Genomic DNA, 25,658 nt, shown 5'->3' on the forward strand with positions numbered 1-25,658 from the left:
GGAGTAGCCGGCATGGCGCAGGCGGCCAGCAGCAGGCTGAACACCGTTAGACCCAGCAGGATCCTGGGAAACCTCATGACCTCCTCCTTTTAGCAGGATCGTGGAAAAGAGAGGTCTCTGCAAGGAATGACCCTCTGAGGGCAACATCCGCCCTCGATGGATCCCTTCGGACCCAGAGTCAGGCCTCGACGATTCGCTTCCGCCCGACATCCCTCCTTTCCAAAACCAAGGCTTGTTCCAAATTTTAGAGAACGATCGGACATCTGTCAAGGCCCGATCCATCCTGCCAACCATCCGATTCCACAAAAAGCAGATCTTCCTGGACCGTTTCTATTCTCTCGTTGTTTGATGGCTCTCAGAAATCAGCATATCCTAAACGGAAGGCTGAGGTTTCGAGAGGGGAAGAGCCGCCTCCGTTCGTGGGATCTCCCTGCCTCAGGCGTGTGATATCTGCTTCGGGCACACCCAGCGCCTGGAGTTCCTCCCGGAGATCGAACTTGAACCGCTGGAGCCAGTAGATGGGCACTTTCAGGTTAAAGAGAAAGACCTGTTCGTTGAGCTCGGCGATCCGACGGGCGAAGGCCCGTAGGGCTCGATCCCACTCCGCCTCCACCCATTCCCGCTCCGCCCGGCTTCGAGGATCGGTTTTCCCTTCCAGAGCTCGCAACGCTTCCTCCCGCCACTGCATCGTCCGCTGCAAATCCTGGCGGGCGAGCTCAATCCCCCGTCGGATCGCCAGATCCGCCTCAATCCACTCGGGGCGGGCGTCGTTCTGGCGGAGGATATGATAAGCAATGGCCAGGCCTGGCTCCAGGTAGGGATTCTCCTCCACCGGCAGCGGCTTCCCTTTGCCCGAAAGATGTTCGAACGCCCCCTGGCGCATCGCCTCCAGGATCTTCTGCTCCAGCCATTCGCCCCAATAGACCATCTCAGACCTCACCTATGCTGATGCTTCCTCGTCACCGGAGCCGCATCTCGCTGGAATGTCCAGGAAAGACCTTCGCTTGCGGGTTGATATAGGTAGCTGCGTAGTTCACCGCGGTTGCCGCCTGAGCGAAGCCGATCACAATGAGGTTCAGGGGCTCTACGCCTTCCGGCGCAGTGATGTCTCCGGCTGCGTAGACCCCCGGTAAATTGGTTTCCATCCGCGCGTTCACTTTGATATACCGGTTGCCCACCGTCTCCAGGCCCCAGCTCTTGATCGGCCCCAAATCCGCCTTGAACCCCAGGCTCATGATGATCGCGTCCACCGGGATGACGGTCTCCTCCCCTGTCTGGTTGTTGAAGATCACCGCCTCGCGGACGGATCCATCTGGCCCGGGGCGGATTGCTTTCAATTCATGGAAAAGGCGGATATCGATGTTCGACCGCATCAGCTCGGCGACGCTACCCGGATGGGCGCGGAACTGGTCGCGGCGGTGGATCAATGTGATATGCGCGGCGAAATCCCGGAGGTTCAGCGCCCAGTCCACCGCCGTATCGCCTCCGCCCACGATGAGCAACCGCTTGTTGCGGAAGGGCCGCCGCTCGGTTACCACATAATAAAGCCCCCGCCCTTCATACTGGTCGATCTCCGGCTTCCCCAAGCGGTTCGGCTGGAAGGCCCCGATCCCCGCTGCGATCAGGACAGCCCGCGATGAATAAACCGATTTGTCGGTCTCCACCACCCACAGCGCATCTTCCCGTCGCAATGAGAGGGCACGCTCCCCCAGGCAGAAGATCGGATTGAAAGTGGAAGCCTGCTCGACCAGAAGGCGCACGAGATCTTTCGCCATGATCTTGGGATGGCCCGGGACATCGTAGATGAACTTCTCCGGGTAAAGGACAGCCAGCTGCCCTCCGGGCTGGGGGAGCGCATCGATGATCCGGACGCTGAGCCCGCGCAGGCCAGCGTAAAAGGCGCCGAACAAACCCGTAGGCCCTGCTCCAACGATTGTCAGATCCACGGGCTCGGCATTCCCAAGGCTGGAGGTGGAAGCCATCCGCTCCTCCTTGCAAAGAGAATTCCCAAGGCGATTGGTATTATAAAGCCTCGCGCTGTTTATGGAGCAACCCAAAAATCCGAAGAGCCGATATTTCGCAGGGTGGAAGAGGTCGTGGGAGCCCCTACCCTATGCCGTCGCCCTTTGAGAGGCTACAACGACTAAGTCGAGAACTGAGAGGGGCGGCTACCGATCTCGCTAACTCCGCATATAATTATTTATTTAAAAGGGCAATTGCCCCGCTGAGGACCGGTTATGATGGCGGCAGAGATCGAAGGGCTCCTCCAGCGTCTCCAAACAACGGGGGAGCGGCTGGCGGGCCTCCCTCCCGAGACTCCCATCTCTGAGTGTCTGCGACGCATCGGGGAAGAGGCACTCCGGTTGCTGGCTCTCGAAGAGGCGGCCACCGCCATCCTTTTTTCCTATAGTCCAGAACAGCGCGGCTTGGATCCGTCCTCCCGGATCGCCGTGGGGGAGATCGAAGGATGGACAGCCCCGGACTGGCCGCGACCGGACGGGATGGCCGCCCGGGCCCTGGCTCGGGGCCGGCGGATCCTCTCCTGGGAAGAGCCCGACATGCCGATCCATCCGGCTAAGCAGGCGGCAGGGGCCCGAATGGTCGGATGCTGGCCGCTGCTTGCCGCTGGGGAACCGGTCGGGGTGCTCTATCTCTCCTGCCAGCAGGAACGATCCTTCACGGCTCTCGAGCTGGAGGCCATGGAGCTCTTCACCCGCGTGGCTGCTCTGCTGCTCCGGCGCGCCCAGGTTATGGAACGGCTTCAGCAGAACCTTCACCGGGTGACCCGGGAGCTGGATGAGCTGCGTCGAATGGACCATCTTTTGAGCGCCCGGGCCGATCCCCAGGAGATCCTGGAAGCGATCCTGCGGATCGCCCTGGAGCTGACCGGGGCCCGCTTCGGCACGCTCCGGCTGGTGGATCGACAGCGCCAGCGTCTGGTGCTGGGGGCGCTGATCGGCCGCCCGCTCCTCCCCAACATCGCCCCTGAGCTGGAGCTGGACGAGACCAGCATTGTGGGATGGGTGGCGGTGCACCGCCGCTCGCTGCGCATCGATGACCTCCACGCCTCCCCGTGGGCTTCGATCTATCGGCCCTGGCTGGCCGGCTACGAGATCCGATCGGAGCTCGCTGTGCCGTTGATCGGCGCCGGCGGAGAGGTGGAAGGCGTGCTGAATCTGGAGAGCCCTGATCCGGGCGCGTTCACAGAAGGAGACCAGCGGTTGCTGGAGATGCTGGCCGCCCGCGCGGTGATCGCGCTCCAGGAAATGCGATTGCTGCGGGGCATGCAGGAGATCACCGGTCAGCTCCTCCACGGCGGCCGGGAGGCGCTCTTCGCCCGAGCGGTCGCGCTGGCCTGCGAGCTGATCCAGGCCTCTGATGGGGCGATCTGGCTGATCCCGCCTGCGGGGCCCCCGCATCTGGCCTTCGCCACTCACCCCGCAATGGCCGGAACCGCCGGGCTGGTGGAAGCGGTGAGCCGATCCCGCCGGCCTCTCTCCTTCGAGTCCGGCGGATGGGCCCTGGCGGTCCCCATGCTGCAACCGGATGGAACCGTCTGCGGCGTCTTCGTCGTTCACTCCTCCCAACCCCGCACTTTCACAGAGCGGGATCAGCGCTTGTTGATCATCCTGGCCAACCATGCCGCCCTGGCCGTGCAGCTGACGGAGCACGTCCAGGCCCTCCAAGCGGCCCGCGAACGCCAGGCGATCACCGAGGCCTTCGCCGCGGTGGGCGACATCGCCGCCAACCTGCTTCACCGCCTGACCAACCACATCGGCCTGATCCCGGTACGCCTGGAAGGACTCCAGGAGAAGCGACCAGATCTCTTCCAGGACCCTTATCTGGCTTCGGTGTTCCAGGAGATCGAGAGCCGCGCCCGGGCCGCCCTGGACGCCGTCCGGGAGGCAATGGTGTACCTGCGGCCCATGGCGCCCCGCCCGATCGCCCTGCTCCCCTGCTTGGAGATGGCGCTGCGGGACCTTCGGATCCCGCCCGGCATTCGCCTGGAGATCGTGGGCATGGAGGATCTACCGCCGGTGATGGCGGGGGAGCCGCAACTGGCCCTGGTGTTCTTCAACCTCCTGGAGAACGCGGTGGAGGCGCTGGGGGAAAACGGGTGGATCCGGGTGGAGGGCGTCGCCGGGCCCGATGCGGTGCACTTCACCGTGCGGGACAACGGGCCGGGGATCCCCCCGGAGCTCCAGGAGCGGATCTTCGAACTGGATTTCTCCACCAAGCGATCGCCCAAGAAGCTGGGCTTCGGTTTATGGTGGGTGAAGATGCTGATCCAGCGGTTCGGCGGCGAGATCCGCGTGGAGAGCACTCCCGGACAGGGCACCGCCTTCCACGTGCGATTGCCCCGCGCTCCGGACCGCTGAGGATCGTCTAGTCATGTCTGGCCTTCGCCGGGAAATCGAAGCAGCTCCTAACTCCGGAGGAAGGAATTAAGATGGGTGTATCCTTCCCAGCGGCTTTTCCGATCGGGAAACGGGTGCTGATCGTGGATGACGACGCAGCCTGGCGGAAGCTGCTCGAGGAGGTGTTCGAGGATCTGGGCCTTACGGTAGATAGCGTCGCGGACGCACGAACAGCTATCGCGATGCTGCGCGAACGAACTTACGCCATGGCGGTCGTGGATGTCTCCCTGGATCCTGAGGACCATCGCAACCGGGGCGGCTTTCAGGTGCTGGATGCACTGGCGAACCATGAGCCGCCCATCCCTGCCATCGCGCTAACGGGCTACGCGACGGTAGAAATGGCGGTGGAGGCCTTGACCCGCCATCGGGCTGCGGATTTCCTGCGGAAGGAAACGTTCCAGCGCCGGGCCTTTGTGGAGGTCGTCGCCCGCCTGCTCCAGCAGGAGCGGGTCTCGCCCGGCCGCGCCCTGTCGACCCCCCCTCCCTTCCGTCCGCAAGCCTCCCCGACAGGGCCCCGGGTGCTGGTGGTGGAGGATGACCCGGGCTGGCAGGACCTCTATCAGGAGCTCCTCGCAGAGCTGGGCCTCTCATGCGAGACGGCACCTTCCTATGCGGAGGCGCTGGCCTGGCTCGAGCGGGAGAGCTTCGCGATGCTGATCGTCGATCTGCAACTGGCCAGCTCCATGAACCCCTTCGGGAATCGAGATGGCCTCCGCTTGCTGCAGGTCGCCCGGCGGCGCGGGCTTCCGACGATTGCGGTGAGCGCCACGGCCTCGGTGGATGAGGTGGAAATGGCCTATCAGAGCCTGGGGGTTTTCGCTTTCTTTGATAAGGCGGCGTTCAACCGGCGCACCTTTCTTCAGTTTGTCCAGCAGGCCATGAGCAGCCGGCCGACCTCCCCGACGCCCCGTCCGGCAAGGAGCCTCTCACCGGAAGACCAAGCCGCCCTGGCCTCTCTGACACCCCGGGAGCGAGAGGTGCTGCGCTGGATGGCCCACGGGCTGACCAACCGGGAGATCGCGGAGCGGCTGGTGGTCTCGCCGAATACTGTGAAGAAGCAGGTCGATAGCATCCTGAGCAAACTGGGCGTCCACACCCGTGCCGCCGCGGTGCGCAAGGCCATCCTGGGTGGATTACTGGAAGATCCCACGGACGATCCTCGGGCCCCGCTCCCGTGATCGGATCCGCTGGAGAGCTGGAGATATGATAAAATCCTTTCAGAACCCATTGAGGGGTCTGAATGGCGTTCACGGTTGCCGATTTCCACGATCTGGTGCGGCTGCTGGAACAGCATGAGGAGTGGCGGAAGGAGCTGCGCCGCCTGCTCCTGACGGATGAGTTATTGAATCTTCCGGATACAGTCCATGAGCTCCGGAAGGAGGTGAACCGTCGCTTCGCCGAGCTGGCCCGTTCGATCCGCGACCTGAGCAAAACATTCACCGCCCATCGCCAGGAGTTCCTGGCCCACCAGGCGCAGACGGAGGCCCGCTTCGCCGAGCTCAGCGCCGAAGTCCGGGCCCTGGCCGAAGCCCAACGGCGACACTATGAGGAGTTCACCGCCCAGCGCGCCGAAACCGACCGCCGCTTCGCCGAACTGGCCGAAGCCCAACGGCGCACGGAGGAAACCCTCAACCGCTTGGCCGAGGCCTTCACCACCCACCGCCAGGAGTTCCTGGAATACCGGACGGAGACCGACCGCCGCTTCGCCGAACTGGCCGAAGCCCAACGCCGCACCGAAGAATCCCTGGTCGCCCACCGCGCTGAAACCGACCGCCGCTTCGCCGAGCTCAGCGCCGAAGTCCGAGCCCTGGCCGAAGCCCAGCGGCGACACTATGAGGAGTTCACCGCCCAGCGCGCCGAAACCGACCGCCGCTTCGCCGAGCTCAGCGCCGAAGTCCGAGCCCTGGCCGAAGCCCAACGCCGCACCGAAGAGATCATACAGCAGATCCTCCTGCGTCAGGAGCAGTTCCAGCGCACCCTGGATCGATTCGGGCAGACGATCGGGGTGACGGTGGAAGGACAGATGGTGGAAGCGCTGCAGCGTTATCTGCGGGAGCGCGGCTATGCCCTCCTGGAACCCATCACCACCCTGGCCATCGATCAGATGGGAGAGCTGGATGGAGTCGCCCGGGTCCGGGGGCCGGATGGGAACGAGGCCTGGGTGCTCGTCTCGGTGAAAGCCCGCGTCAGCCCCCGCGCGGTTCACGAGTTCGTCGATCTGCTACGGAATACGCGGGTGGTGCAAGCCCTGCAGGCTTACGGCATTCGGGGGAATGTATTGCCCCTCATCTTCGGCGTGACCCTGGACCGTCGCGCTTTGGAGATCGCCCGGGAGAGCCAGGTGGGCCTTCTATTGCAGGCCCAGGGGGAGCTGATCGCCCCCCGGGCCTGGATCCTGGAGACGCTGGAGCCGTCTTAAATTGTAGGCCTTCGAACGGCGAAGAAGGGGAGGAGTAGGCCGGAGCGGCGCCGCCAGAGCGGCGGGGTCGCAGGCTGAGAGCCCCGCTCGGCGACCGCTGGCTGAAGTTCGCCCCGGAGCCGGAGCGGCGAACCGGAGGGGGATTCCCCGGCATCCGCAGTAGTCGCTCCCGGAGGGCCCGCCGTTACCTGGGCCACCCATGGGAACGCGAAACCATGGGCCCATGAGGGGGTCTGGGCCGGATGCGCCCAGGCCAAGCAGGGTGGTACCGCGGGGGATCCCACGCCCTCGTCCCTGGCCGGGATGAGGGCGTGATTGTTTCATGAAGACTTGCGTCCATCCTCCCCAGGAGGAAAGATGCGGAATGATCACCTCGGATGAGCTGGAGCGCTTACAGGAGGAGGCGCTGCGGGCCCTGGAGGCGCTGGATACTGAGGAGGCGCTCCGGGCCTGGTATGCCGGTTATCTGGGGCGGCGAAGCCGGCTGATGGAGACGTTCGCTATGCTGGGGACATTGCCGAAAGACCAGCGGCCGATCATCGGGCGCAAGGCCAACGAGGTGAAAGAAGCCCTCGAGGCAGCCTACGCGGCCCGCCTGGAAGCGATCCGCCAGGCGGCGCTGCGCCGGGAGCTGGAGGCCCCACCCCTGGATGTCACCCTGCCCGGCCGACCGGTCCGCGCCGGCCGGCTTCACCCGGCCACCCGGACCCTGCGGGAGATCATCGCTATTTTCGCTGAGATGGGCTTCCAGATCTTCACCAGCCGGGATGTGGAGACCGACGAATACAATTTCCAGCTGCTCAACATCCCACCTCATCACCCGGCCCGGGATATGTGGAGCACCTTCTACACGGACCGGGAGGGGGTGATCCTGCGCACCCACACCTCGCCGGGCCAGATCCACGCCATGCGGGCCTTCTGCCCGGAGCCGGTGCGGGTGATCCTGCCCGGGATGTGCTACCGCTACGAGCAGATCACCGCTCGCTCCGAGATCATGTTCCACCAGGTCGAAGGGCTGGCGGTCGGCGAGCGGGTGACCATGAGCGATCTGAAGGGCACCCTGGCGGATTTCGCCCGCCGGATGTTCGGGCCGGAGCGCCGGATCCGTTTCCGCCCCTCTTATTTCCCCTTCACGGAGCCCAGCGTGGAGGTGGACATCGATTGCATCCTGTGCGAGGGGCGCGGCTGTCGGGTATGCAAGTTCACGGGGTGGCTGGAGATCGCCGGGGCCGGGATGGTGCACCCGGTCGTGCTGGAGAACGGGGGATACGATCCCCGGCGCTTCACCGGCTTCGCCTTCGGCATGGGGCCGCAGCGCATCACCATGTTGAAACATCGCATCGATGACATTCGATATTTTTGGGCCAACGATCTGCGTTTCCTGGAGCAATTCGGATGAAGATCTATCGGGTTTCCCCGGAGGAAAAAGAACAGATCGCCAGGCTACTGGCCACGGCCCTGGCCGGGGAGCCTGATGTGGTCTTCGCTTACCTTCATGGGTCCTTCATGGAGGCGGATACCTTTCGGGACATCGACGTGGCGGTCTTCCTGGATCCGCTGCCGATGGTGCTCTGGCGCCGCGAGGGCAAGCTGGCGGACCGGCTGGAAAAGGCCCTGCATCGGGCGGGCTTCAAGTTCCCTGTAGATGTCCAGACGCTGAATCGGGCACCGCCTGCCTTCCGCGCTGCAGCCATCCGAACCCGGCGGATCCTGTTCTGCCGGGATGAGGATCGGCGGTCCGATTTCGAAGCGGCCACGTAGTCGGAGTATCTTGAGGTCCGCCGCCTGCACGAAGGCTACCTGCGGGAGGTTCTCTCTTTATGATCCGCTACCGAAGTGACCGATTGCGCCCGTTAATCTCCGCGCTCCTGGAAAGCCGGGATCGCCTTACCTCGCTGGCTCCGATGAGCTTGGAGGAGTTCATCGGAGACCCTGGAAGCGCCCGTTATGATCTGATCGTGAGCGCTGAGGCCATGGTCGATATCGCCCATCATCCGATCGCTCAAAACCGGTGGCGAACTCCAGAAACCTATGGTGAGGCCGTTCAGATCCTGGAGGAGCATCAAGTCATCTCGAATGAGCTCGCCGAACGTTTGCAGGGGCTGATCCGTCTTCGAAATCGCCTGGTCCATCGCGATTGGGAAACAGATGACCGGGCGGCCTTTGAGGCGATTCCAGAAGCCCTGCGGGACATCGAGGGGTTCATCCGCGCGATTGGAGCTTTCACCGGGCTTTCTTCCGAGGCCTGAACGATGGTGGAGCTTGCGCCCGGATGAATCCGTTTCGCGCCCTACTCCGAACAGAGAGCTTTTTATTCGTAGCAAGGCATGTCCATGCCCGTTCTTTTCCTGGGAACGCCTCTGACGGGCACCTCGCCTCGTGCTCGACCACAAACTGTTGCTGGAGGGATGCGCGATGCGGGTTCCGTTGCGCTGGCTGCAGGAATACGTGAAAGTGGATCTCACGCCGGAGGAGCTGGCGGAACGGTTGACCATGGCCGGCCTGGAGGTGACCGCCATCGAGCGGTTCGGGATCCCCGGCGCCCCCCTAGAATGGGATCGGGAGCGGATCGTCGTGGGCCAGATCCTTCGGGTGGAGCGCCATCCGAACGCCGACCGCCTGCTCCTGGCCACCGTGGATTACGGCCGGGGGGAGCCGAAGGTGGTGGTCACCGGCGCTCCGAACCTCTTCCCCTTCCTGGAGCGTCCCCCTGAGCGGCCGCTGAAGGTGGCCTTCGCCCTGGAGGGGGCGACGCTTTACGATGGCCATCAGCCCGGCTGGGTGAAGATGACCCTTCAGGGCCGGGCGATCCGAGGGATTTACTCGGATGCAATGGTGTGCTCAGAGAAGGAACTGGGGATCTCGGAGGACCACGAGGGGATCATCCTGCTGGACCCGGAGGCGCCGGTGGGGATGCCTCTGGCGGATTACATGGGCGACGCCGTGCTGGACATCGATCTCACTCCCAACCTGGCTCACGCCTTCTCGATGATCGGGATCGCCCGTGAGGTGGCTGCCCTCACCGGCCGACGCCTCCGATATCCCTCCACCGCGGTGAAGGCCCTGGGCCCAGCCGTCCGCCGCCTAATGGGGATCCGAATTGAGGACTCCCATGGCTGTCCGCGCTATTCCGCGATGGTGATCCAGGACGTCCAGGTCGGCCCTTCCCCTTACTGGATGCAATGGCGTCTGCGGCTGTGTGGGCTCCGCCCGATCAATAACATCGTGGATATCACCAACTATGTGATGCTGGAATGGGGCCAGCCGCTCCACGCCTTCGATTACGACCGGCTGGTGGAGCGCGCCCGCGGCCGCCCGCCCACGATCATCGTCCGCCGCGCCCGACCCGGTGAGCGCATCCGCACTCTGGATGGGGTGGATCGAACGCTGGATCCCGAGGATCTGCTGATCTGCGATGAGGCCGGGCCCATCGCGATCGCCGGCGTGATGGGCGGGGCCGAGACGGAGGTCACGGAAGCCACCCGGGCTGTCCTTCTGGAATCGGCGAACTTCGATTTCGTCTCCATCCGCCGCACCGCCGCCCGCCACCGGCTGCCCAGCGAGGCCAGCGCCCGCTTCGGCCGGGGAATCCACCCGGCCCTCACCGTGCCGGCCGCTCAGCGGGCCGCCGCCTTCATGCAGCGGCTGGCGAGGGGCCTCGTGGCCCGAGGGATCGCCGATGCCTATGTGCGGAAAGCCCGACGGGTGGTGATCCCGCTCTCCGTCGAAGCGGTGGAGCGGATCCTGGGCTTCTCGATCCCACCCCGACAGATCGAGCGGATCCTTCGCTCCCTGGAATTCCAGATGGAACCGATGGCATCCCCCCGCCGCCGGGGCCGCCGCCCATCGCCGCCGACGGCCTGGCGGGTGACCGTGCCGGATCACCGGCTGGATTGCAGCCGGCCGGAGGACCTCGTCGAGGAGATCGCCCGGATCTGGGGCTACGATCGGATCCCGGAGACCCGTCTGCGGGATCCCCTGCCGCCCCAGCGAGGAAACCCCGCCTGGGCCTTCGAGGAGCGGGTGCGGGACATCCTGGTCGCCTGCGGGCTCCAGGAGGTGATCACCTATTCCCTGATCCATCCCGAGGATGAAGCCCGCCTGACCCCACCTGACGTTGCCAACCCTTACACCGCTCTGGAATATCTCCGCCTAATCAACCCGATCAGCGAGGAGCGCACGGTACTCCGCCACACCCTGCTGCCGGGCCTGTTGCGCACCCTGGCTGCCAACCTGCGGTTCCGGGAGCGGGTGGCTCTCTTCGAGGTGGGGAAAGTCTTCCTCCCGGTCCCAGGCGCTGCGCTACCGGAGGAGCCGCGGCGCGTAGGCCTGGCCCTCACCGGCCCTCGGGATCCGGCTTCGTGGCTGAGGATGGATCGGGCGCCGATGGATTTCTTCGACCTGAAGGGGATTGTGGAGACCCTGCTGGAGCGGCTTCACATCCCGGAGGTCGTGTTCGAGCGCGCGGAACATCCGACGCTCCATCCGGGCCGCGGAGCCGAAGTGATGGCAGGGGGGCGCCCCATCGGGATCCTGGGGGAATTGCATCCGCTGGTGCGTCGAAGGTGGGAGCTGCCCGATCAACCGGTGCTGGTGGCGGAATTGGATCTGGAGGCCATGCAGGCCCTGACGCCGCTGGCTCACGCCTTTGAAGCGGTGCCCCGGGTGCCCCCTGTGGTCGAGGATCTCGCTTTCATCGTTCCAGAGAGCGTGCCGGCGGCCGCCCTGGCTGCCGTGCTCCGGGAGGCCGGCGCTCCCCTGGTGCGCGAGGTGCGCCTCTTCGATGTCTATCAGGGCGCTCCCATCCCGCCCTACCACCGGAGCCTGGCGTTCACTGTGGTCTATCAGGCCGAGGACCGCACCCTCACGGATCGCGAAGTCGCCGCGTTGCGGGAACGGCTGATCCGTGCGGCGGCGGAGCGACTGGGGGCGATTGTTCGGCAACGAGAGGAGTGATGCGAGGAAGGACTGCGAGGGCTACGGGGAGCGCCTGCGGTGCCCCTGTAGCCCTCAAAAAGCCCGGAAAAACTATCCCGCCTCCCGAATCCGGGCCGAACGGTATCCGCTCATCCCATGGAAAAGCCCGGCGGCTCCCCGAGGTCCGACGCCCTCAATGGCAACTGCATCCCCCACCGGAGGGCGCAGCGCCGCCCTGGGTGCGGAAGGAGTGGCCGCATCCACAGGTCGCGATCGCATTGGGATTGTGGATCTGGAAGCCGCCCCCCATCAGGGCATCCACATAGTCGATCGTGGAGCCCCACAGATACATCGCGCTGATGGGGTCCACCAGAATACGGATCCCGTGGCTTTCGGTTTGATAATCCTCCGCCTCCGGCTGGGCTTCGAACCCCATTCCATACTGAAGGCCCGCGCATCCCCCGCCGGCGACAAACACCCGGAGGAAATACCCTTCCAGCTTTTTCTCGGCCATGATCTGTTGCAGCTTCCGGGCTGCCTCCTCCGTCAGGGCCACCACCGGGGCTTCCACCTGGACCCTCTCTTCCTGCATGAGCTCTTCGGCCATCGGACGCCTCCTGAGATTCGTCTCCAATCCACGCCGCCAGGGAAGGGCAAGAGATGCTGGAGCGGGAAATCCCATCCTGATTTATGATACCACACCTCATCATAATGGGCGCCTTCCCCGCGCGTTCAACCCCACACTATGGTGGGGTAGTATCCTCGATCCCGCATCTCCTTCCATAGACGCTCCAGGGCGGACTCCTCTAGGATGACCAGGTTGGGGGCCAGCCAGCCCAGGATGGCGGATCCCAGGGAGGTGGCTGCGAGAAGCTCCTGCAGAATGAGGGGATCGTCGGTCTCCAGGAGGGTGATGTTCTCGAACGCCTGCACCCGGCTGAGACGCGCCCAGGCGTCCTGGAGCGCCTGACGCAGCGTGGGGGTGGGCGACAGGCCCGAGGCCTCGAAGAGGGCCAGGATCTCCTCCGGTCGATATCCCTCCCGGAGCACCGTCTCGATCCGCGCCTCATCCAGGGTGAACACGAAGGGGGAGCCCATCGGACGGCCCAGGCGGCTGGAGAGCCCGAGCAGACGGGCAGACTCCGGGCCCGGCCGCACCGACCAGGTCCGCTCATCCAGCCATTGGGTCTCCGGCAGGGAGACCCGCTCCAGCGCTCCTCCCGAGAGCGGGGCGTCCGCATCGGTTTCCCCTCGGACCCAGCGGCGGCCGCGCGGTGTCAGACGGAACGCCCGGAGCGCGTCTCCTTCATAGGCGAGGGCCACGGCTCCCAGCCAGAACAGCGATCCTTCAAGGTATGCCCGCACATGCTCGGCGAGCGGGAGGGGCTCCTGAACCGGGTGGCCACGGACCAGCCGCCAGGGCCGGTCGAGGGAGGGGCCCGCAAATCCCGGCGGCTGTGCCGCCTCCAGCGCCCGCGCCACATCCGTCCAATCCACCCATTCGTCCGGCAGCCCACTCAGCAGGCGGATCAGGATCTGCCGGCCCAGCCCCCATTCGTAATAGAGTTGCTCCATTCCCCCGACCCAGCCGATGGACCGCAACAGGCGAACCGTTGGATCCCGGCGCTGAAGCCAGAGGATCTCAAACAGGGTGGCACCGCTTTGCCACAGCCTCCACAGCTGATCCATGATCTCCCCATCGTCGGCCTCCTCCATGGCCGATGAGGCCGGGAAGCTCTCCCCCAGAGGGGTGCCGGAAAGCCGCCACATGGCCTCCACCAGGAACGCCGCGCCTTCCCACGGCAACCCGATCCGTTCCACCATCGCCTCGACCGTTTCAGAGGCCAGCCAGCTCACCGGCACCGTGATCCACTCGTAAGGGGGAGGGCCCCACGGATGGCGGGCGAGGAGGGCCTCTACTTCCTCCGCATCATGGAGCCACCCCCACAACCATGGGAACGTCCTCGCCCGGGGATGCACGCGAAGGGTGATCCTGAACCGCTGAGGGAGCATCCCGCGACGAGCCTCGCGCAGCAGCGGGGCGATGGGCGGCGCCGCCACAATCCGATCCGATGGGAAACCGCGATAAACCGTAATGGGGAACACGGGAGCCGGGAGCGCGGAGATCTCCAGGGCCGCGGCGAGATGGGCATGGGGACGCGGCCGTGTCTCATGGCCCAGGGCACAGGGGATCAACAATCCCTTCCGGATCGCCCGGTTCCAGATCTGCCGGAACGCCCGGCGCTCCCCACCCGTCCAGCGGATCCACCGCGTTTCGAGGTCCTCCAGATCCACCCGCTCATCCCCCAGCAAACGGATCAGCCCCAGGAGGCCCTCCAGCGCCGGGTCCAGCTCCTCCCGCCACAGCCCCAGCCGAAAGTGAAGGAAAAGCCGGGCGGCCAGCCGGCGTGCCAGCTCCGGCTTGCGCCCGCGGGGCAGGGACCATCCCCGAAGGCGGGCCAGGCGGAGCAGCTCCACCGTCGTCCGCTGTTCCAGCTGGGCTTCCAGCCGCCGCAGATCTTCCAGGCCCTCCTCCGGGGCGGGCCCGATATCCAACAGCAGGGCCAGCCAGGCCGCCACCTCATGGGCGCATGGTTTGCTGCTGCGACATCCACAGCCCCGCTCCCGCAGCGCTTCCAGACGGATCTCCCCTCCGGGGCTGGGCCGCCGCCATTTCATTTCCCTGGGAGCACCAGCGGGGGCCTTCGAACGAGATGAAGGGGAAACCATCACGAAGAGCACATCCCCATCCCCGGAGCGCCAGTGGATCCGGCCGGAGGACCACAGGCGGAATGCCTCCATCAGGAGCGAGCGGGGGAATCCATCAAGCCAGCGATCCATGCCCATTGGAGGAAGGTCCTCGCCTATCGGAGCGCGAGCCAGGCAGGGAACGATACCAGACCGGCACATCCGCGACGGCCGGGTGATAAGCGGGCAATTCCTCCGCCTCGAGGATCTCATATCGATAGCCCTGCTCCGTGAGGAACAACTGGCGCCGGGCGGCATAATCTTGCTCCACTGTATCCCGGCTCACCAGAGTGTAGAAGTGCGCCAGGACCCCATTGCGCTTGGGGCGAAGGATCCGGCCCAGACGCTGGGCCTCCTCCTGGCGTGATCCGAAGGTCCCTGAAACCTGGATGAGCACGTTGGCGTCTGGGAGATCGATCGCGAAATTGCCCACCCGCGAGACCACCAGGCGGCGGATCTCCCCCCGGCGCAGCTGGTCGAAGAGCCGCTCTCGCTCGACCACCGGCGTGCGGCCGGTGATCAGCGGGGCGCGGATCGCCCGGGCGATCCGCTCCAGCTGATCCAGATAATGGCCGATGATCAGCACGGTATCTTCCAGATGCTTTTCCAGCAACTGACGGACCACCGGCTCTTTGGCCCGATTGGTGGCCGCGAGGCGATACCGCTCGCTTTCTTCCGCCGTGGCATATCGAAGCCGATCCTCCGGCCCCATCGGAACGCGGACCTCATGGCATTCCACGGCAGCGATCCAGCCCCGCGCCTCCAGCTCCCGCCATGGGGCCTCGTAGCGCTTGGGGCCAATCAAGGCGAACACCTCCCGCTCCAGGCCATCCTCCCGCACCAGCGTGGCGGTCAACCCCAGACGTCGCCGGGCCTGGAGCTGCGCCGTGATGCGGAAGACCGGGGCGGGCAGCAGATGGACCTCATCGTAGATGATCAGCCCCCAATCCAGGGCGTTGAACAGGCGGAAATGGGGGAACTGGCGGAGAAGGTCCTCCTCGAAATCCCGTCGGGGACGGTGGGTGAGGATCTGGTAGGTGGCCACCGTCACCGGACGGATCTGCTTCCGGTGGCCGGTGTATTCCCCGATTTGATCCGGGCTCAGATCGGTTTTATCCAGGATCTCGGCGATCCACTGGCGAGCGGCCACCGTGTTGGTGGCGATGATCAGCGTGGCCGTCTGCAACCGGGCCATCACCCCCAGGCCCACTATGGTTTTCCCGGCCCCGCAGGGGAGCAGAACCACCCCGCTCCCCGCCTGGAGGAAAGCTTCAACGGCCTCCTCCTGGTAAGGCCGCAGGCGGAACGGCTCGCCCGTGGAACGGGAGGCCGGGCGCAGGCGCAGATCCAGGCGCGCCCCCTCGATGTATCCGGCCGCATCCTCCACTGGATAACCCAGGTAAAGAAGCGCCTGCTTCAGATGTCCGCGGGCCCGAGGCTCCACCTCCACTCGATCCCGGATCGAGCCCCCCGGGGCCGTCCGGAGGAAGGGGGCGACCACGGATTGATCGGCGGCCCAGGCCAGGAGCGCCGGATCATCGGCGACCAGCCAGAGCCGGCCGTCTTCCATCTCCAGGCGAAACCGTCCATAGCGAGCCATCCATTCCCGGATCTCCTGACGGAGCGTCTCGGGGACATGGCCGCCACTGAACTGTTCGAGCCCGGCCAGGATCTCCTCCGCCGTGAGGCCCAGGGCGGCCGCGTTCCATACCGAGAGGGGGGTCATTCGATAGACATGGATCGACCCGGCGCTTCGCTCCAGATCTGCAAAGCGGGCCAGGGCATCCCGGGCCTGCTCATATTCCGGGTGCCGGGTTTCCAGCCAGATCGTTCGATCGGTCTGGATTGTAATCGGGAAAGCGAGGCGGATCGCCATGGGCCACATCGGCAAGAGATCAGGCTATTTATTTTCACCCGCCTTCAAGGATTTCGCAAGGCTTTCCATGGAAGGCACAGGGCTTTTCGAAGATCTTACCCATTCCGACAGGAGGTGGGGGGACACCCCCGATCTCTTAGAACATTGAAAAGCCCCATGGAAGGCAGCCGGGATCAAGATCAAGAAAAAATGAGGGCGGAGCGCGGCACCCTGGGCAATCCGCTCCGCCCCCAGCGCCAGTATGGACCACGCATCCCCGGCTTTCAGGGTCGATAGACGACCGCTCGATACACCGCCACCGTATCTGCAGCGATCCGCTGATGGGTGAACCGCTCCAGGACGCGCTGCCGGCCCTTCTCCTGCAGGGACTGGTAGAGCGCGGGGTCTTCCATCAGACGACGGAGAGCCTCCCGCAAGGCGTCCTCCCGATCCTCCGGGAACACCAGCCCGGCCTCCCCGATCACCCAGGGGATCTCCCCGGCCGAGGAGCCGATGACCGGAACGCCGCACGCCATCGCCTCGATCAGCACCCGGCCGAACTGCTCCGTCCAGTTCCACCGGGTTCGGGAGGGAAGCACCAGCACATCCAGGCTTCGATAGACCTCCGGCATGCGCGTGGAGGGCAATGGGGGCTCAAACGAGACGCGTCCGGAGAGCCCCAGGCGTTCCGCCAGCCGGCGCAGGGCCGGCCCTTCGGGGCCGCTCCCGATGATCCGCACCCGCCAGTCTCCGGGCAGCCCCACGGCCGCCCGGAGCAGGAGATCGATCCCCTTCTCGGGGACCCACCGGCCCACATAGCCGATGGTGAAAGGCCGGGGCGGCCGCTCCGTCGCCGGCGAGAACAACTCCGGATCCACGCCCACCTGGGGGATCACCGCCAGAGGCCCCGCGTATCCCTTGGCCCGCCAAACCCGGGCGGCCGTCTCGCTGCCCACGATCGCCGCGTCGGCGGATCGGAGGACCTCCCGCTCCCACGCGCAAAACGGCGGGGGATATTGACGAAGGAGGTTCTGCCAGGAGAAGAAGATCACCCGGATCCCCATCCGTTTCGCGATGCGGACGGCGTGCCAGGTCGCCAGGTTATAGGGCTCCTCCTCGATGTGCAGGAGATCCGGCCGCAGGGCGCGCAGGCGTCGGCCCAGGTGGGGATAGAAATGCAGGTGGAAGTGTCCGTTGAGGGCAATGGGCTCCACCAGCAGGGTATAGCCCCGGGTGTGCGCCCGCTCAAGGGGAAGTGCCCCCCGCTCATCCCGCCAGGCAGGAGGGACAAGCACGATGAGCTCGACGTCCTCGTAGCGGGCGATCTCCTCCGCTTTGCGTTGATACGCCCCCACGACCATGGCTTTGGAGAGCAGGACCACCCGCATGAAGCTCCTCAAGCGTTGAGAGAATCATCCTGCCCGGATCCGCAGGGTTGTGTAGGGGAACTGCTTGCAGTTCCCCTACTCCCCTTCCCATGCGGTGAGAGCATCCAGGCGCTGCTTCGTCTCCTCTGGAAGGGACCAGCCTACCGCGCCGAGGAGCTCCTGCAACTGCTCGACGGTGCTGGCCCCGATGATCGGGCTGGTCACCACCGGGTTGCTCCGCACCCAGGCCAGGGCGACCTGAGAAGGCGTTTTGCCGAGCTCACGGGCGATCCGCTCCACCTCCTCCAGGGTCCGCCACGCCCGCTCGCTCCGGAGGTAACGCGAGAGCCATTCGCTGACCGCCCCCCGGCTGCCGGAAGGGGGCGGAGCATCTCGCCGGTATTTCCCGGTGAGGAAACCGCCCGCCAGCGGGCTGTAGGGGATCACGCCCAGGCCCTGATCCCGACATAAAGGCATCAGCTCCCGCTCGAACTCCGCCCGGTGGAGCAGGTTATAATGCGGCTGCAGGCTATCGAAGCGCGCCCATCCGTTCCGATCACTGATCCACAGCGCCTTGCAGAGCAGCCACGCCGGGAAGTTCGAGGCCCCGATGTAGCGCACCTTCCCCTGCCGCACCAGATCATCCAGTGCCCGAAGGGTCTCCTCCAGGGGCGTCTCCTCATCGGGCCAGTGGACCTGATAGAGATCGATGTAATCGGTCCCCAGGCGGCGGAGGCTCCCTTCCACCGCTTCCATGATGTGCTTTCGGGAGAGCCCCTGGTCGTTGGGGCCCGGGCCCATCGGCCCGCGCACCTTCGTGGCGATGACCAGGGCCTCACGCCGCCGCCCCTTCAGCCAGCGGCCGATGATCTCTTCGGTGCGCCCGGCCCATGCCCCTGGAGCCCAGTAAGGATAGATGTCAGCCGTATCGATGAAATTGACGCCCGCGTCCACGGCGGCGGAGAGGATCCGATGCGCCGTGGGCTCATCCGCCGTCCAGCCGAAGGTCATGGTTCCCAGGCAGAGAACGGAGACCTTCAGACCCGTTCGTCCGAGGGTGCGATATTCCATGGCGCGTCCTCCAGAGAACGGATTGTCACGGCGCTCGCAGCGCCCCGTCCGCCCTCACCCTACTTCCTCCACCTGAACGCGCTGATCTCCAAAGGAGGCGGATTGAGGACCCCGGGCCAGCATGGATCGCCAGATCTCCGGGATCACCGTGACCCGGCCGTTGCGATCGAGACAGACATGCCGGGTCCAGCCCGTGGCCAGGCGCTCCCCGGTATCGGCGTTGTAAACGGCGTAGCCAAAGGTGATGGCGCGGCTGCGGACCTCCTCCACCCATGTGCGCACTGTGACGCGCTCGCCGTAGCGGGCAGGGGCCTCATAACGGGCGTGCGCTTCCGTCACCGCGAACAGGGCCCCGCTGCGCTCGATATCCGCATAGTCGGCCCCGCAGGCGCGCATATACTGGCTTCGCCCTTCCTCAAACCAGACCAGATAGGCGCTGTGATGCACGATGCCCATCTGGTCGGTTTCGGCATAGCGCACGTAAAACGTCGTCGCCACAACCGGTCGATTCCCGGATGTTCCCGGCATGAGCAGATTCCGCCTTCCTCATGAAAAGGGTTCCGCGGGTCTTCCCCTGGTATGATCATCCACAGGTGGGCGACAGCCCGATTTCCCCTCCCCGCTTCGGGGAGGGGAGATTTAGGCTCCCCCTTCCCTACGAGGGAAGGGGGCCGGGGGGTTAGGTCGACGGGATGCCTGGAACGACAGCCGCCCTGGCCATCTGGACGGAGTTCGGCGGCCCCCACTGCCCGTGGGCGAGGGAAGGGCGGCCGCTTACGAGCCGGCTGGCCGCAAGAGCTCGCCGGCCTCTCGCACGGTGAGGAAAACCAGAAGCGTGATCAGGAGGAAGAAGCCGATCAGATGGACAATCCGCTCCCGCTGCGGATCCACCCGCCGGCCCCGAACGGCTTCCACCAGAACGAACAGGATCCGTCCGCCATCCAGGGCGGGGATCGGCAGGAGATTGGTGAACGCGAGGGCCAGGCTGATCAGCGCTGTGAAGGTCAGGAACACATTCGGCGAGCCCACCTCCACGCTGGCTTGAAGCGCCTCGCCAGCCTCCGCCCCAATTCGAATCGGGCCCGCTGGCTGAAGCACGCTTGGGGGAACGAGTCCCAGCACGATGCGGGCTGGTAGGCTGAAGAGCTGCCCGGTCAGCGTGGCGAACATCGCCGTGCCCCGGACGATCGCCCCGGGAACGCCGAAGCGCTGAATCCGCTGGTAATCCGGGACGGTGGCGATGATGACCCCCATCGCGCCCTGATTGGGAGGCGGATCCGGCCGCACATACACGGAAACCTCCCGCTCCACCCCGTCGCGACGGATCCGCAGGATCACGGTTTGTCCGCGGCGCTCCTGGGCCAGCCTTCGCACCTCCTCGGTCGTGGAGACCGGAATCCCATCCATAGCGATGAGGAGATCGCCCGATCGAAGCCCGGCCCGGGCCGCGGGCGAATCCGAAGCGACACCCTGGATCTGCACCCGGGGAGCGGGAACCCCGAGCAGGAAGATCAGGATCAGCACCCCCCAGGCGACCAGCATGTTCATCAACGGGCCCGCCGCCAGGATCAGCAGCCGCCACGGCCACGGCCGGGCGGCGAACCCGTCCGGAACCTCCGGATCTTCTTCCCCGCGCAGCCGCACAAAGCCCCCAAAGGGGATCGCGTTGAGGGACAGAACCGTCTCTCCCCAGCGGCCCAGGGTCACCAGGCGCGGGGGGAAACCGAAACCGAACTCCTCGACCGCAACCCCACCCAACTTCGCGGTCAACAGATGTCCCAGTTCATGGAAAAAAATCAAAGGACCCAAAACCAGCAGGAACCCCAGGATTCCCCAGGGCACTCCGATCATTGGCTCGCTCATGGTTCCTCCGCGGTGGAATTTCTCCGGATTTCTGACACCGGCGCCTGAGGGCGGGAAGCGAAATGGCCCCTTTTCCTCGGGAGGCCAGCAACACCCCTCCGGATCCCTATGAGCCCGGGATACGAGAGGCTCCACCCCCTGGCCCGCTGGTCAGCACCCGTCGCACCCCGGGCACTCGCTCCAGCCGCTGGGCCACCTCGGGGGCGACTTCCCCCGGACAGAGCACATGCACATTGGGTCCGGCGTCCAGTGTGAAGGCCACAGGCAACCCTTCCTCCCGCCAGCGACGGACCGCCTGCAGGACCGTGATGGTGGCGGGCTCCCAGTAGAACAGCGGAGGCCGCGAGGTCATCATCACGGCGTGCATCCAGATCGCATCCGTCTCTACGATCTCCACCAGGGATTCGAAGTCCCGTTGCTGGATCGCCTCCCGACAGCGAGCAACCCGTTCAGAGGCCGTCGCCACCCGCAGGGCGTGGAGCGGGCTGGTGGCCGCCCGGCGATGGCCCTCGCTGGAGCTGACCGCCTTATGCTGCTCGCTGACGATGGCGATCACATCCCACAACGCCCAGTGCTCGGGCGGGGCAATGCTGTAGGCATACGAATCCTCGTGGCGATCCCCCGCCACCCACTCCACAAAGCCAGGGGGCACGGACCGACAAGCCGACCCGGAGCCGAGACGGGCCAGGATGGAGAGCTCGCGCTCCGAAAGATCCAGTCCCAGCGCCGCGGCGGCGGCCACCGCCAGCGCCGCAAACGCGGCCGCCGAGGAAGCCAGCCCTACCCCGGCCGGGATGTCCGTGCTCGACTCCACCACGGCTTGCCCCCGAAGCCCGGCCATCCCCCGCACATGATTCAGGAACGCCTCCACCCGATCCCGGGCCGGGCCCTCCACCCGGATCCCATTCAAAATCAGGACATCCGGCCCTTCCTCCTCCAGGAACGTCACCGTAGTCACAGTGCGCAGCGCCCCCAGATTCATCGAGAGGGAAGGGTTCGCCGGAAGGCGAAGCCGGTCGTCCCGATTCCCCCAGTATTTGATAAAGGCGATGTTCGGATGGGCCTGCGCTGTCGCCCGTCGAGCTGCTTCCATCCTTCCCTTCCGGATCGAAGCACGGTTCTCCCCCGCGGGGCCATCCCCCTCGGGCCCACCGCCCCCATCGGATTCCAGATCCCATCCGGTGGACAGATCCAGTTTAACATCATTTCGAAGGCGGCATCGCTTCCCATTCCCCGGGCCAATCCCCGACGCCTACCCGGCCATGGGCTCACCAGAGCGGAACCCGCGGAAGCAACAGGCGCGCGGAAGCGGGAAGGATCCCACACGCGACCATGATATCTTCATCCCCGAATCGGGTATCGCTCCAGGCCGCGCACACCCGATCGCGGGCCACATCCAGGCCCCAGTAATCCCCGGGGGCCGGGCTGATCGGAGGCACCCCCACGTTGAGATCAAAGGAGCGGCTGCTGACCCGGAACGGCAGGCTCCACGTCCGGCCGCCATCCGGCGAATACGCATAAAAGGCATCGAACAGACGGTTTCCCGGATCCCGCCGGCGGTCCAGCCAGAACAGATGCACCCATCCACGGGAATCCGTTCGCACGATGGGATGGGCCGCATCTCCGGGAGCGGCGAACGGAACGGATACGCTCCACGTTCGACCGCCATCCTCACTACGGGCGAAGACCACCTCCGTTCCCAGATCTCCCCGGGTGGAGAGCTCGGTCCACGTGACATAGAGCCGGTTCGCATCGGAAGGATCCGCCGCCGCGCTGGGGAGCGTGTAAAGCCGCCACCGGTCGTAGGGACGCACCGGGCTGGGAGGCTGGAGGACGTGGGCCACCGTCCGGGGGGCAGAGAAGGAACGCCCACCATCGAACGAAGTCACCACGCGGATCTCCCCCGGCGTGGTCGGGGACATCGGCTCCACATAGAACAGATGGACCGCGCCGTCCGCCCCGATCACCGGCATAGCTCCCTGAACGCCTTCCCCTTCCGCCGCGGTCACTGGGGGCGACCAGGAAAGCCCCCCGTCTCCGGAGTGGACCATCCACAGCACATCGGCGTGCATCGGGCGCCAGGCCACATAGAGGCGCCCGTAGAACGGGCTGCCGGGCCGGTTATCACGGGCTAGCCATGGCTTATCATCGAGGACGGTCGATGGCTCCGAGATCACCGTCACCGCGTCCCGCCACGTGCGCCCCCCGTCATCCGACCATGTCAGAAAGAGCCCGTGATGGCGGTAAGCGGGGGTCCCTGCCCCCAGGACCAGAACGTAGAAGCGCCCGTTTTCGGCCGCCAGGGCCACGGGATCGCTCTGCCGGGTGATCGCAGGGGGGAGCCCGGGGAAGGGGAGCTGGATCGGCCAGGAGCGCCCGCCATCGAAAGAGACATAGATCCAGACCTCGCGGGTGATATCCTGGGTGCGCCGGAAATCCTTGGCGGCCACCACCAGATTCCATGGATCCTGAGGATGGATGGCCAGGCTGGGCTCCTGCTGGGCGAAGCCGCTGCGATCGCTGTTCGCGACCTCATTCGGACCCCAGAGCGGTGGAGGGAGCCATTCCGCCTCCATCCGGGCCAGCGCCAGGGAGACCGTCAGTCCCGGCAGAAGCAGCCCGATGAGGGATAGCCCTCGGGAAAACGCCCGCATCGTCAGCTCCATATCGGACCTGCGTCGTTCAGACCCCATCCAGGAGACAGGAAAGAGAAGAATGCAGGGAACCGAACAGGTTGCCTTCGGCGATTCGCCCACCCCCCAAACTTCCGAGAAGAGGATCCGGCTGGAATGCCAGGAAGAGCGTGGATTCCGCTCTTCTCTTCGTTGAATTCGCCCCACGGGTTTGCTATGATCATGGACCAGAGGGGCCAGAACGGGCAACCCCTGACAGGCATTTCCCCTTCCCATGGCTGGCAACAGGAGGAGGTCATACACCGGTGGCCATCGAACGGGAATGGATCGCGGCATGGCAGGATGCCGCGATCTGGAAAGATGCGCAATGGGGGCGGCTCCTGGTGCGCGGGGAGGATCGGCTGGCCTTCCTGCAGCGGATGTCCACGAACGACTTCCGCGGGATGCAACCCGGCATGGTCCTCCCCACGGTCTTCACCACCCCCACCGGGCGGATCGTCGACTGGGCCCATGCCTGGGCGCTGGAGGAAGAGATCCTGCTCCTGACATCCCCCGGGGCAGGCCCGACGCTGCGCTCGTGGCTTCGACGGTATATCTTCTTCCGGGATCGGGTTCGGATCGAAGACGGCGCTGACCGCTGGGAGGTCATGGGGCTGATCGGGCCCCGGGCGGTCGAGCGTCTGGGGTGGTCGCCCGGCTCCTCTTATGGGAGCCAGCGAATCCGGGTGGAGGCGATGGAAGTCCTCGCGGCGAGGACCGATTTCCCGCCGGTCATCTGGATCATCGGCCCCCCCGATCCCCTCCGGGCGCTGCAGGAGCATCTGGAGGCGCAGGGCGTGCCGGCCATGGGGAAGGCCACATGGGAGATCTGGCGGATCGAACAGGGAATCCCCGCCTGGGGTCGGGAGCTGACGGAAAGGGTGAATCCGCTGGAAGCCGGCCTTCGGTTCGCGATTTCCTTTCAGAAGGGCTGCTATATCGGGCAGGAAGTCATCGCCCGCCTGGAACACTATGAGAAAGTCCGCCGCCGCTTGATGGGCCTGCATCTGGAGGAGGAGATCCCGGCCGAAGGCGCCCGCCTGGAAGTGGAGGGGCAGGAGGTCGGGTGGCTGACCAGTTCGGTCCGTTCCCCCCGGTGGGGCCCCATCGGTCTCGGATATGTGTTGCGGGAATACGCCGAGCCCGGTCGTCCCCTTTCCGTTCGATCCGGCGAACGAGCCATCCCGGCCCGGCTGGCCACATTGCCCTTTTCCTGGAATCCCATGCCGGGCGCTCCGGAGTGAGTCAGGCCTGAACCCGGCGTTCAAATCCCAGGCCACCTGTTCGGATAGAAACCCGGCTGGACCATTCGGGCTGGGATCCGGCGGGCAGAGGCTACCCGATCCCAGCGATTTGAATTACCATTATCTTGTTGAAGAGCATCCTGCGGGAGGGGATCTCTCCCATGTCGCGAGAGCCCGTGAAGCTGGCCATCATCGGGGGAAGCGGTCTCTATCAGATGGAAGCCCTGCAAGATGTGGAGGAGGTGCGGATCCCCACGCCCTTCGGGGATCCCAGCGATGCCATCATCATCGGGACGCTGGAGGGACGGCGGGTCGCCTTCCTCCCCCGCCACGGGCGCGGCCACCGGATCGCCCCCAGCGAGATCAACAGCCGCGCGAACATCTATGCGCTCAAGGTGCTGGGGGTCGAACGGATCGTCGCCGTGAGCGCCTGCGGGAGCCTCCGGGAGGAGTTCGCCCCCGGCCACGTGGTGGTCCCGGACCAGCTGATCGATGCGACGAAGGGGAAGCGCGCTTACACGTTCTTCGGCAACGGCCTGGTGGTGCACATCTCGATGGCGGATCCCTTCTGTCCTCACCTGAGCGAATACGTTTACCAGGCAGTGAAAGCGGTGGGAGGCACGGTACACAAAGGGGGGACCTTCATCACGATCGAAGGGCCGCGTTTCTCCACGAAGGCCGAGAGCCGGGTATGGCGGCAGTGGGGGGCGGATATCATCGGCATGACGGCGGTGCCGGAGGCTCAGCTGGCCCGCGAGGCGGAAATCTGCTATGCGGCGATGGCGCATGTGACCGATTACGATGTCTGGCATGAAAGCGAGGAACCGGTGACCGCGGAGATGGTGATCCAGCGCCTGGCCGCCAACGTGGCCCTGGCCAAAGAGGCCATCCGGGTCCTGGCCCGCATCCTGCCGGATGAGCGACCGTGCGCCTGCGGCAACGCCCTGCAGCACGCCTTTGCCACCGATCTCTCCCTGATCCCTGAATCCCTCCGGCGCGATCTGGAACCGATCCTGGGGAAATACCTCCAGCAGCCCCGCCCGGCCAGCTAACCCCTCGGCCAGCTTCCTGTGCGAAATCCGGG

The 25,658-nt window shown here is 65.6% G+C and carries 20 protein-coding genes; 9 read left to right on the forward strand and 11 right to left on the reverse strand.

Going from position 1 to position 25,658, the window contains the following annotated elements; all coding sequences use genetic code 11:
• Positions 1 to 355: 355 nt before the first annotated feature.
• Together VAE54_RS12345 and VAE54_RS12350 are read right to left on the reverse strand one after the other, a co-directional pair.
• Complete coding sequence (locus VAE54_RS12345; protein ID WP_322802275.1) at positions 356 to 928, reverse strand: DnaJ family domain-containing protein; 573 nt, start codon at positions 926 to 928, stop codon at positions 356 to 358.
• Between the two features lie 31 nt (positions 929 to 959).
• On the reverse strand, positions 960 to 1,982 hold the full coding sequence (locus tag VAE54_RS12350; RefSeq protein ID WP_322802276.1) for an NAD(P)/FAD-dependent oxidoreductase: 1,023 nt from the start codon (positions 1,980 to 1,982) through the stop codon (positions 960 to 962).
• Positions 1,983 to 2,240: 258 nt separating this feature from the next.
• On the opposite strand from VAE54_RS12350, the gene VAE54_RS12355 reads away from it, so the two are divergent.
• The 7 genes from VAE54_RS12355 to pheT all read left to right on the forward strand — a co-directional run bounded on the left by VAE54_RS12355 (position 2,241) and on the right by pheT (position 11,793).
• Positions 2,241 to 4,379: a GAF domain-containing protein gene (locus VAE54_RS12355; RefSeq protein WP_322802277.1), complete on the forward strand. Its 2,139-nt coding sequence runs from the start codon at positions 2,241 to 2,243 to the stop codon at positions 4,377 to 4,379.
• Positions 4,380 to 4,450: 71 nt separating this feature from the next.
• Positions 4,451 to 5,596: a response regulator gene (locus VAE54_RS12360; RefSeq protein WP_322802278.1), complete on the forward strand. Its 1,146-nt coding sequence runs from the start codon at positions 4,451 to 4,453 to the stop codon at positions 5,594 to 5,596.
• A 62-nt stretch (positions 5,597 to 5,658) separates the two neighbouring features.
• Positions 5,659 to 6,837, forward strand: a complete 1,179-nt coding sequence (locus VAE54_RS12365) for a hypothetical protein (RefSeq protein WP_322802279.1) — start codon at positions 5,659 to 5,661, stop codon at positions 6,835 to 6,837.
• A 364-nt stretch (positions 6,838 to 7,201) separates the two neighbouring features.
• Positions 7,202 to 8,236 carry a phenylalanine--tRNA ligase subunit alpha gene (gene pheS / locus VAE54_RS12370; protein WP_322802280.1) on the forward strand — a complete coding sequence of 345 codons (1,035 nt, stop codon included), beginning with the start codon at positions 7,202 to 7,204 and terminating at the stop codon, positions 8,234 to 8,236.
• Positions 8,233 to 8,598, forward strand: a complete 366-nt coding sequence (locus tag VAE54_RS12375) for a nucleotidyltransferase domain-containing protein (RefSeq protein WP_322802281.1) — start codon at positions 8,233 to 8,235, stop codon at positions 8,596 to 8,598. Before pheS ends, VAE54_RS12375 begins: the two co-directional genes overlap by 4 nt.
• Before the next feature lie 59 nt (positions 8,599 to 8,657).
• Positions 8,658 to 9,086 carry a type VII toxin-antitoxin system HepT family RNase toxin gene (gene hepT / locus VAE54_RS12380; protein WP_322802282.1) on the forward strand — a complete coding sequence of 143 codons (429 nt, stop codon included), beginning with the start codon at positions 8,658 to 8,660 and terminating at the stop codon, positions 9,084 to 9,086.
• Positions 9,087 to 9,252: 166 nt separating this feature from the next.
• Positions 9,253 to 11,793, forward strand: a complete 2,541-nt coding sequence (gene pheT, locus VAE54_RS12385; RefSeq protein WP_322802283.1) for a phenylalanine--tRNA ligase subunit beta — start codon at positions 9,253 to 9,255, stop codon at positions 11,791 to 11,793.
• Positions 11,794 to 11,947: 154 nt separating this feature from the next.
• Here pheT and VAE54_RS12390 read toward each other — a convergent pair whose 3' ends face one another.
• The 9 genes from VAE54_RS12390 to VAE54_RS12430 all read right to left on the reverse strand — a co-directional run bounded on the left by VAE54_RS12390 (position 11,948) and on the right by VAE54_RS12430 (position 23,312).
• The gene (locus tag VAE54_RS12390) at positions 11,948 to 12,361 is read right to left on the reverse strand and encodes an iron-sulfur cluster assembly accessory protein (RefSeq protein WP_322802284.1); all 414 of its coding nucleotides are present in this window, start codon (positions 12,359 to 12,361) and stop codon (positions 11,948 to 11,950) included.
• Between the two features lie 125 nt (positions 12,362 to 12,486).
• Positions 12,487 to 14,433, reverse strand: a complete 1,947-nt coding sequence (locus VAE54_RS12395; RefSeq protein WP_322802285.1) for a hypothetical protein — start codon at positions 14,431 to 14,433, stop codon at positions 12,487 to 12,489.
• A gap of 145 nt (positions 14,434 to 14,578) precedes the next feature.
• The gene (locus VAE54_RS12400) at positions 14,579 to 16,378 is read right to left on the reverse strand and encodes a DNA repair helicase XPB (protein WP_322802286.1); all 1,800 of its coding nucleotides are present in this window, start codon (positions 16,376 to 16,378) and stop codon (positions 14,579 to 14,581) included.
• 263 nt (positions 16,379 to 16,641) lie between these two features.
• The gene (locus VAE54_RS12405) at positions 16,642 to 17,745 is read right to left on the reverse strand and encodes a glycosyltransferase family 4 protein (RefSeq protein ID WP_322802287.1); all 1,104 of its coding nucleotides are present in this window, start codon (positions 17,743 to 17,745) and stop codon (positions 16,642 to 16,644) included.
• A gap of 75 nt (positions 17,746 to 17,820) precedes the next feature.
• Entirely contained in the window at positions 17,821 to 18,795 is a 975-nt protein-coding gene (locus VAE54_RS12410) for an aldo/keto reductase (protein ID WP_322802288.1), read from the reverse strand.
• A gap of 54 nt (positions 18,796 to 18,849) precedes the next feature.
• Entirely contained in the window at positions 18,850 to 19,323 is a 474-nt protein-coding gene (locus VAE54_RS12415) for a thioesterase family protein (protein ID WP_322802289.1), read from the reverse strand.
• A 246-nt stretch (positions 19,324 to 19,569) separates the two neighbouring features.
• On the reverse strand, positions 19,570 to 20,658 hold the full coding sequence (locus VAE54_RS12420; protein ID WP_322802290.1) for a M50 family metallopeptidase: 1,089 nt from the start codon (positions 20,656 to 20,658) through the stop codon (positions 19,570 to 19,572).
• 106 nt (positions 20,659 to 20,764) lie between these two features.
• Positions 20,765 to 21,751 carry a diphosphomevalonate decarboxylase gene (gene mvaD, locus VAE54_RS12425; RefSeq protein ID WP_322802291.1) on the reverse strand — a complete coding sequence of 329 codons (987 nt, stop codon included), beginning with the start codon at positions 21,749 to 21,751 and terminating at the stop codon, positions 20,765 to 20,767.
• 175 nt (positions 21,752 to 21,926) lie between these two features.
• Positions 21,927 to 23,312, reverse strand: a complete 1,386-nt coding sequence (locus tag VAE54_RS12430; protein ID WP_322802292.1) for a sialidase family protein — start codon at positions 23,310 to 23,312, stop codon at positions 21,927 to 21,929.
• A 284-nt stretch (positions 23,313 to 23,596) separates the two neighbouring features.
• Between VAE54_RS12430 and VAE54_RS12435 the strand changes: the two genes are divergently transcribed.
• Positions 23,597 to 24,574: a YgfZ/GcvT domain-containing protein gene (locus VAE54_RS12435; protein ID WP_322802293.1), complete on the forward strand. Its 978-nt coding sequence runs from the start codon at positions 23,597 to 23,599 to the stop codon at positions 24,572 to 24,574.
• A 161-nt stretch (positions 24,575 to 24,735) separates the two neighbouring features.
• On the forward strand, positions 24,736 to 25,626 hold the full coding sequence (gene mtnP, locus VAE54_RS12440; RefSeq protein WP_322802294.1) for an S-methyl-5'-thioadenosine phosphorylase: 891 nt from the start codon (positions 24,736 to 24,738) through the stop codon (positions 25,624 to 25,626).
• Positions 25,627 to 25,658 lie beyond the last annotated feature (32 nt).

Origin of the sequence: Thermoflexus sp. (assembly GCF_034432235.1) — a bacterium.
Classification (GTDB): domain Bacteria; phylum Chloroflexota; class Anaerolineae; order Thermoflexales; family Thermoflexaceae; genus Thermoflexus.

Excerpts from the sequence above, each read along its gene's own strand:
- VAE54_RS12410 (WP_322802288.1), bottom strand. The coding sequence starts at position 18,795 with ATGGAATATCGCACCCTCGGACGAACGGGTCTGAAGGTCTCCGTTCTC.
- VAE54_RS12415 (WP_322802289.1), bottom strand. The coding sequence starts at position 19,323 with ATGCCGGGAACATCCGGGAATCGACCGGTTGTGGCGACGACGTTTTAC.
- VAE54_RS12350 (WP_322802276.1), bottom strand. The coding sequence starts at position 1,982 with ATGGCTTCCACCTCCAGCCTTGGGAATGCCGAGCCCGTGGATCTGACA.
- VAE54_RS12355 (WP_322802277.1), top strand. The coding sequence starts at position 2,241 with ATGGCGGCAGAGATCGAAGGGCTCCTCCAGCGTCTCCAAACAACGGGG.
- VAE54_RS12405 (WP_322802287.1), bottom strand. The coding sequence starts at position 17,745 with ATGCGGGTGGTCCTGCTCTCCAAAGCCATGGTCGTGGGGGCGTATCAA.
- VAE54_RS12400 (WP_322802286.1), bottom strand. The coding sequence starts at position 16,378 with ATGGCGATCCGCCTCGCTTTCCCGATTACAATCCAGACCGATCGAACG.
- VAE54_RS12360 (WP_322802278.1), top strand. The coding sequence starts at position 4,451 with ATGGGTGTATCCTTCCCAGCGGCTTTTCCGATCGGGAAACGGGTGCTG.
- VAE54_RS12365 (WP_322802279.1), top strand. The coding sequence starts at position 5,659 with ATGGCGTTCACGGTTGCCGATTTCCACGATCTGGTGCGGCTGCTGGAA.
- VAE54_RS12345 (WP_322802275.1), bottom strand. The coding sequence starts at position 928 with ATGGTCTATTGGGGCGAATGGCTGGAGCAGAAGATCCTGGAGGCGATG.
- pheT (WP_322802283.1), top strand. The coding sequence starts at position 9,253 with ATGCGGGTTCCGTTGCGCTGGCTGCAGGAATACGTGAAAGTGGATCTC.
- pheS (WP_322802280.1), top strand. The coding sequence starts at position 7,202 with ATGATCACCTCGGATGAGCTGGAGCGCTTACAGGAGGAGGCGCTGCGG.
- VAE54_RS12430 (WP_322802292.1), bottom strand. The coding sequence starts at position 23,312 with ATGCGGGCGTTTTCCCGAGGGCTATCCCTCATCGGGCTGCTTCTGCCG.
- hepT (WP_322802282.1), top strand. The coding sequence starts at position 8,658 with ATGATCCGCTACCGAAGTGACCGATTGCGCCCGTTAATCTCCGCGCTC.
- VAE54_RS12395 (WP_322802285.1), bottom strand. The coding sequence starts at position 14,433 with ATGAAATGGCGGCGGCCCAGCCCCGGAGGGGAGATCCGTCTGGAAGCG.
- mtnP (WP_322802294.1), top strand. The coding sequence starts at position 24,736 with ATGTCGCGAGAGCCCGTGAAGCTGGCCATCATCGGGGGAAGCGGTCTC.
- VAE54_RS12420 (WP_322802290.1), bottom strand. The coding sequence starts at position 20,658 with ATGAGCGAGCCAATGATCGGAGTGCCCTGGGGAATCCTGGGGTTCCTG.
- VAE54_RS12390 (WP_322802284.1), bottom strand. The coding sequence starts at position 12,361 with ATGGCCGAAGAGCTCATGCAGGAAGAGAGGGTCCAGGTGGAAGCCCCG.
- mvaD (WP_322802291.1), bottom strand. The coding sequence starts at position 21,751 with ATGGAAGCAGCTCGACGGGCGACAGCGCAGGCCCATCCGAACATCGCC.
- VAE54_RS12375 (WP_322802281.1), top strand. The coding sequence starts at position 8,233 with ATGAAGATCTATCGGGTTTCCCCGGAGGAAAAAGAACAGATCGCCAGG.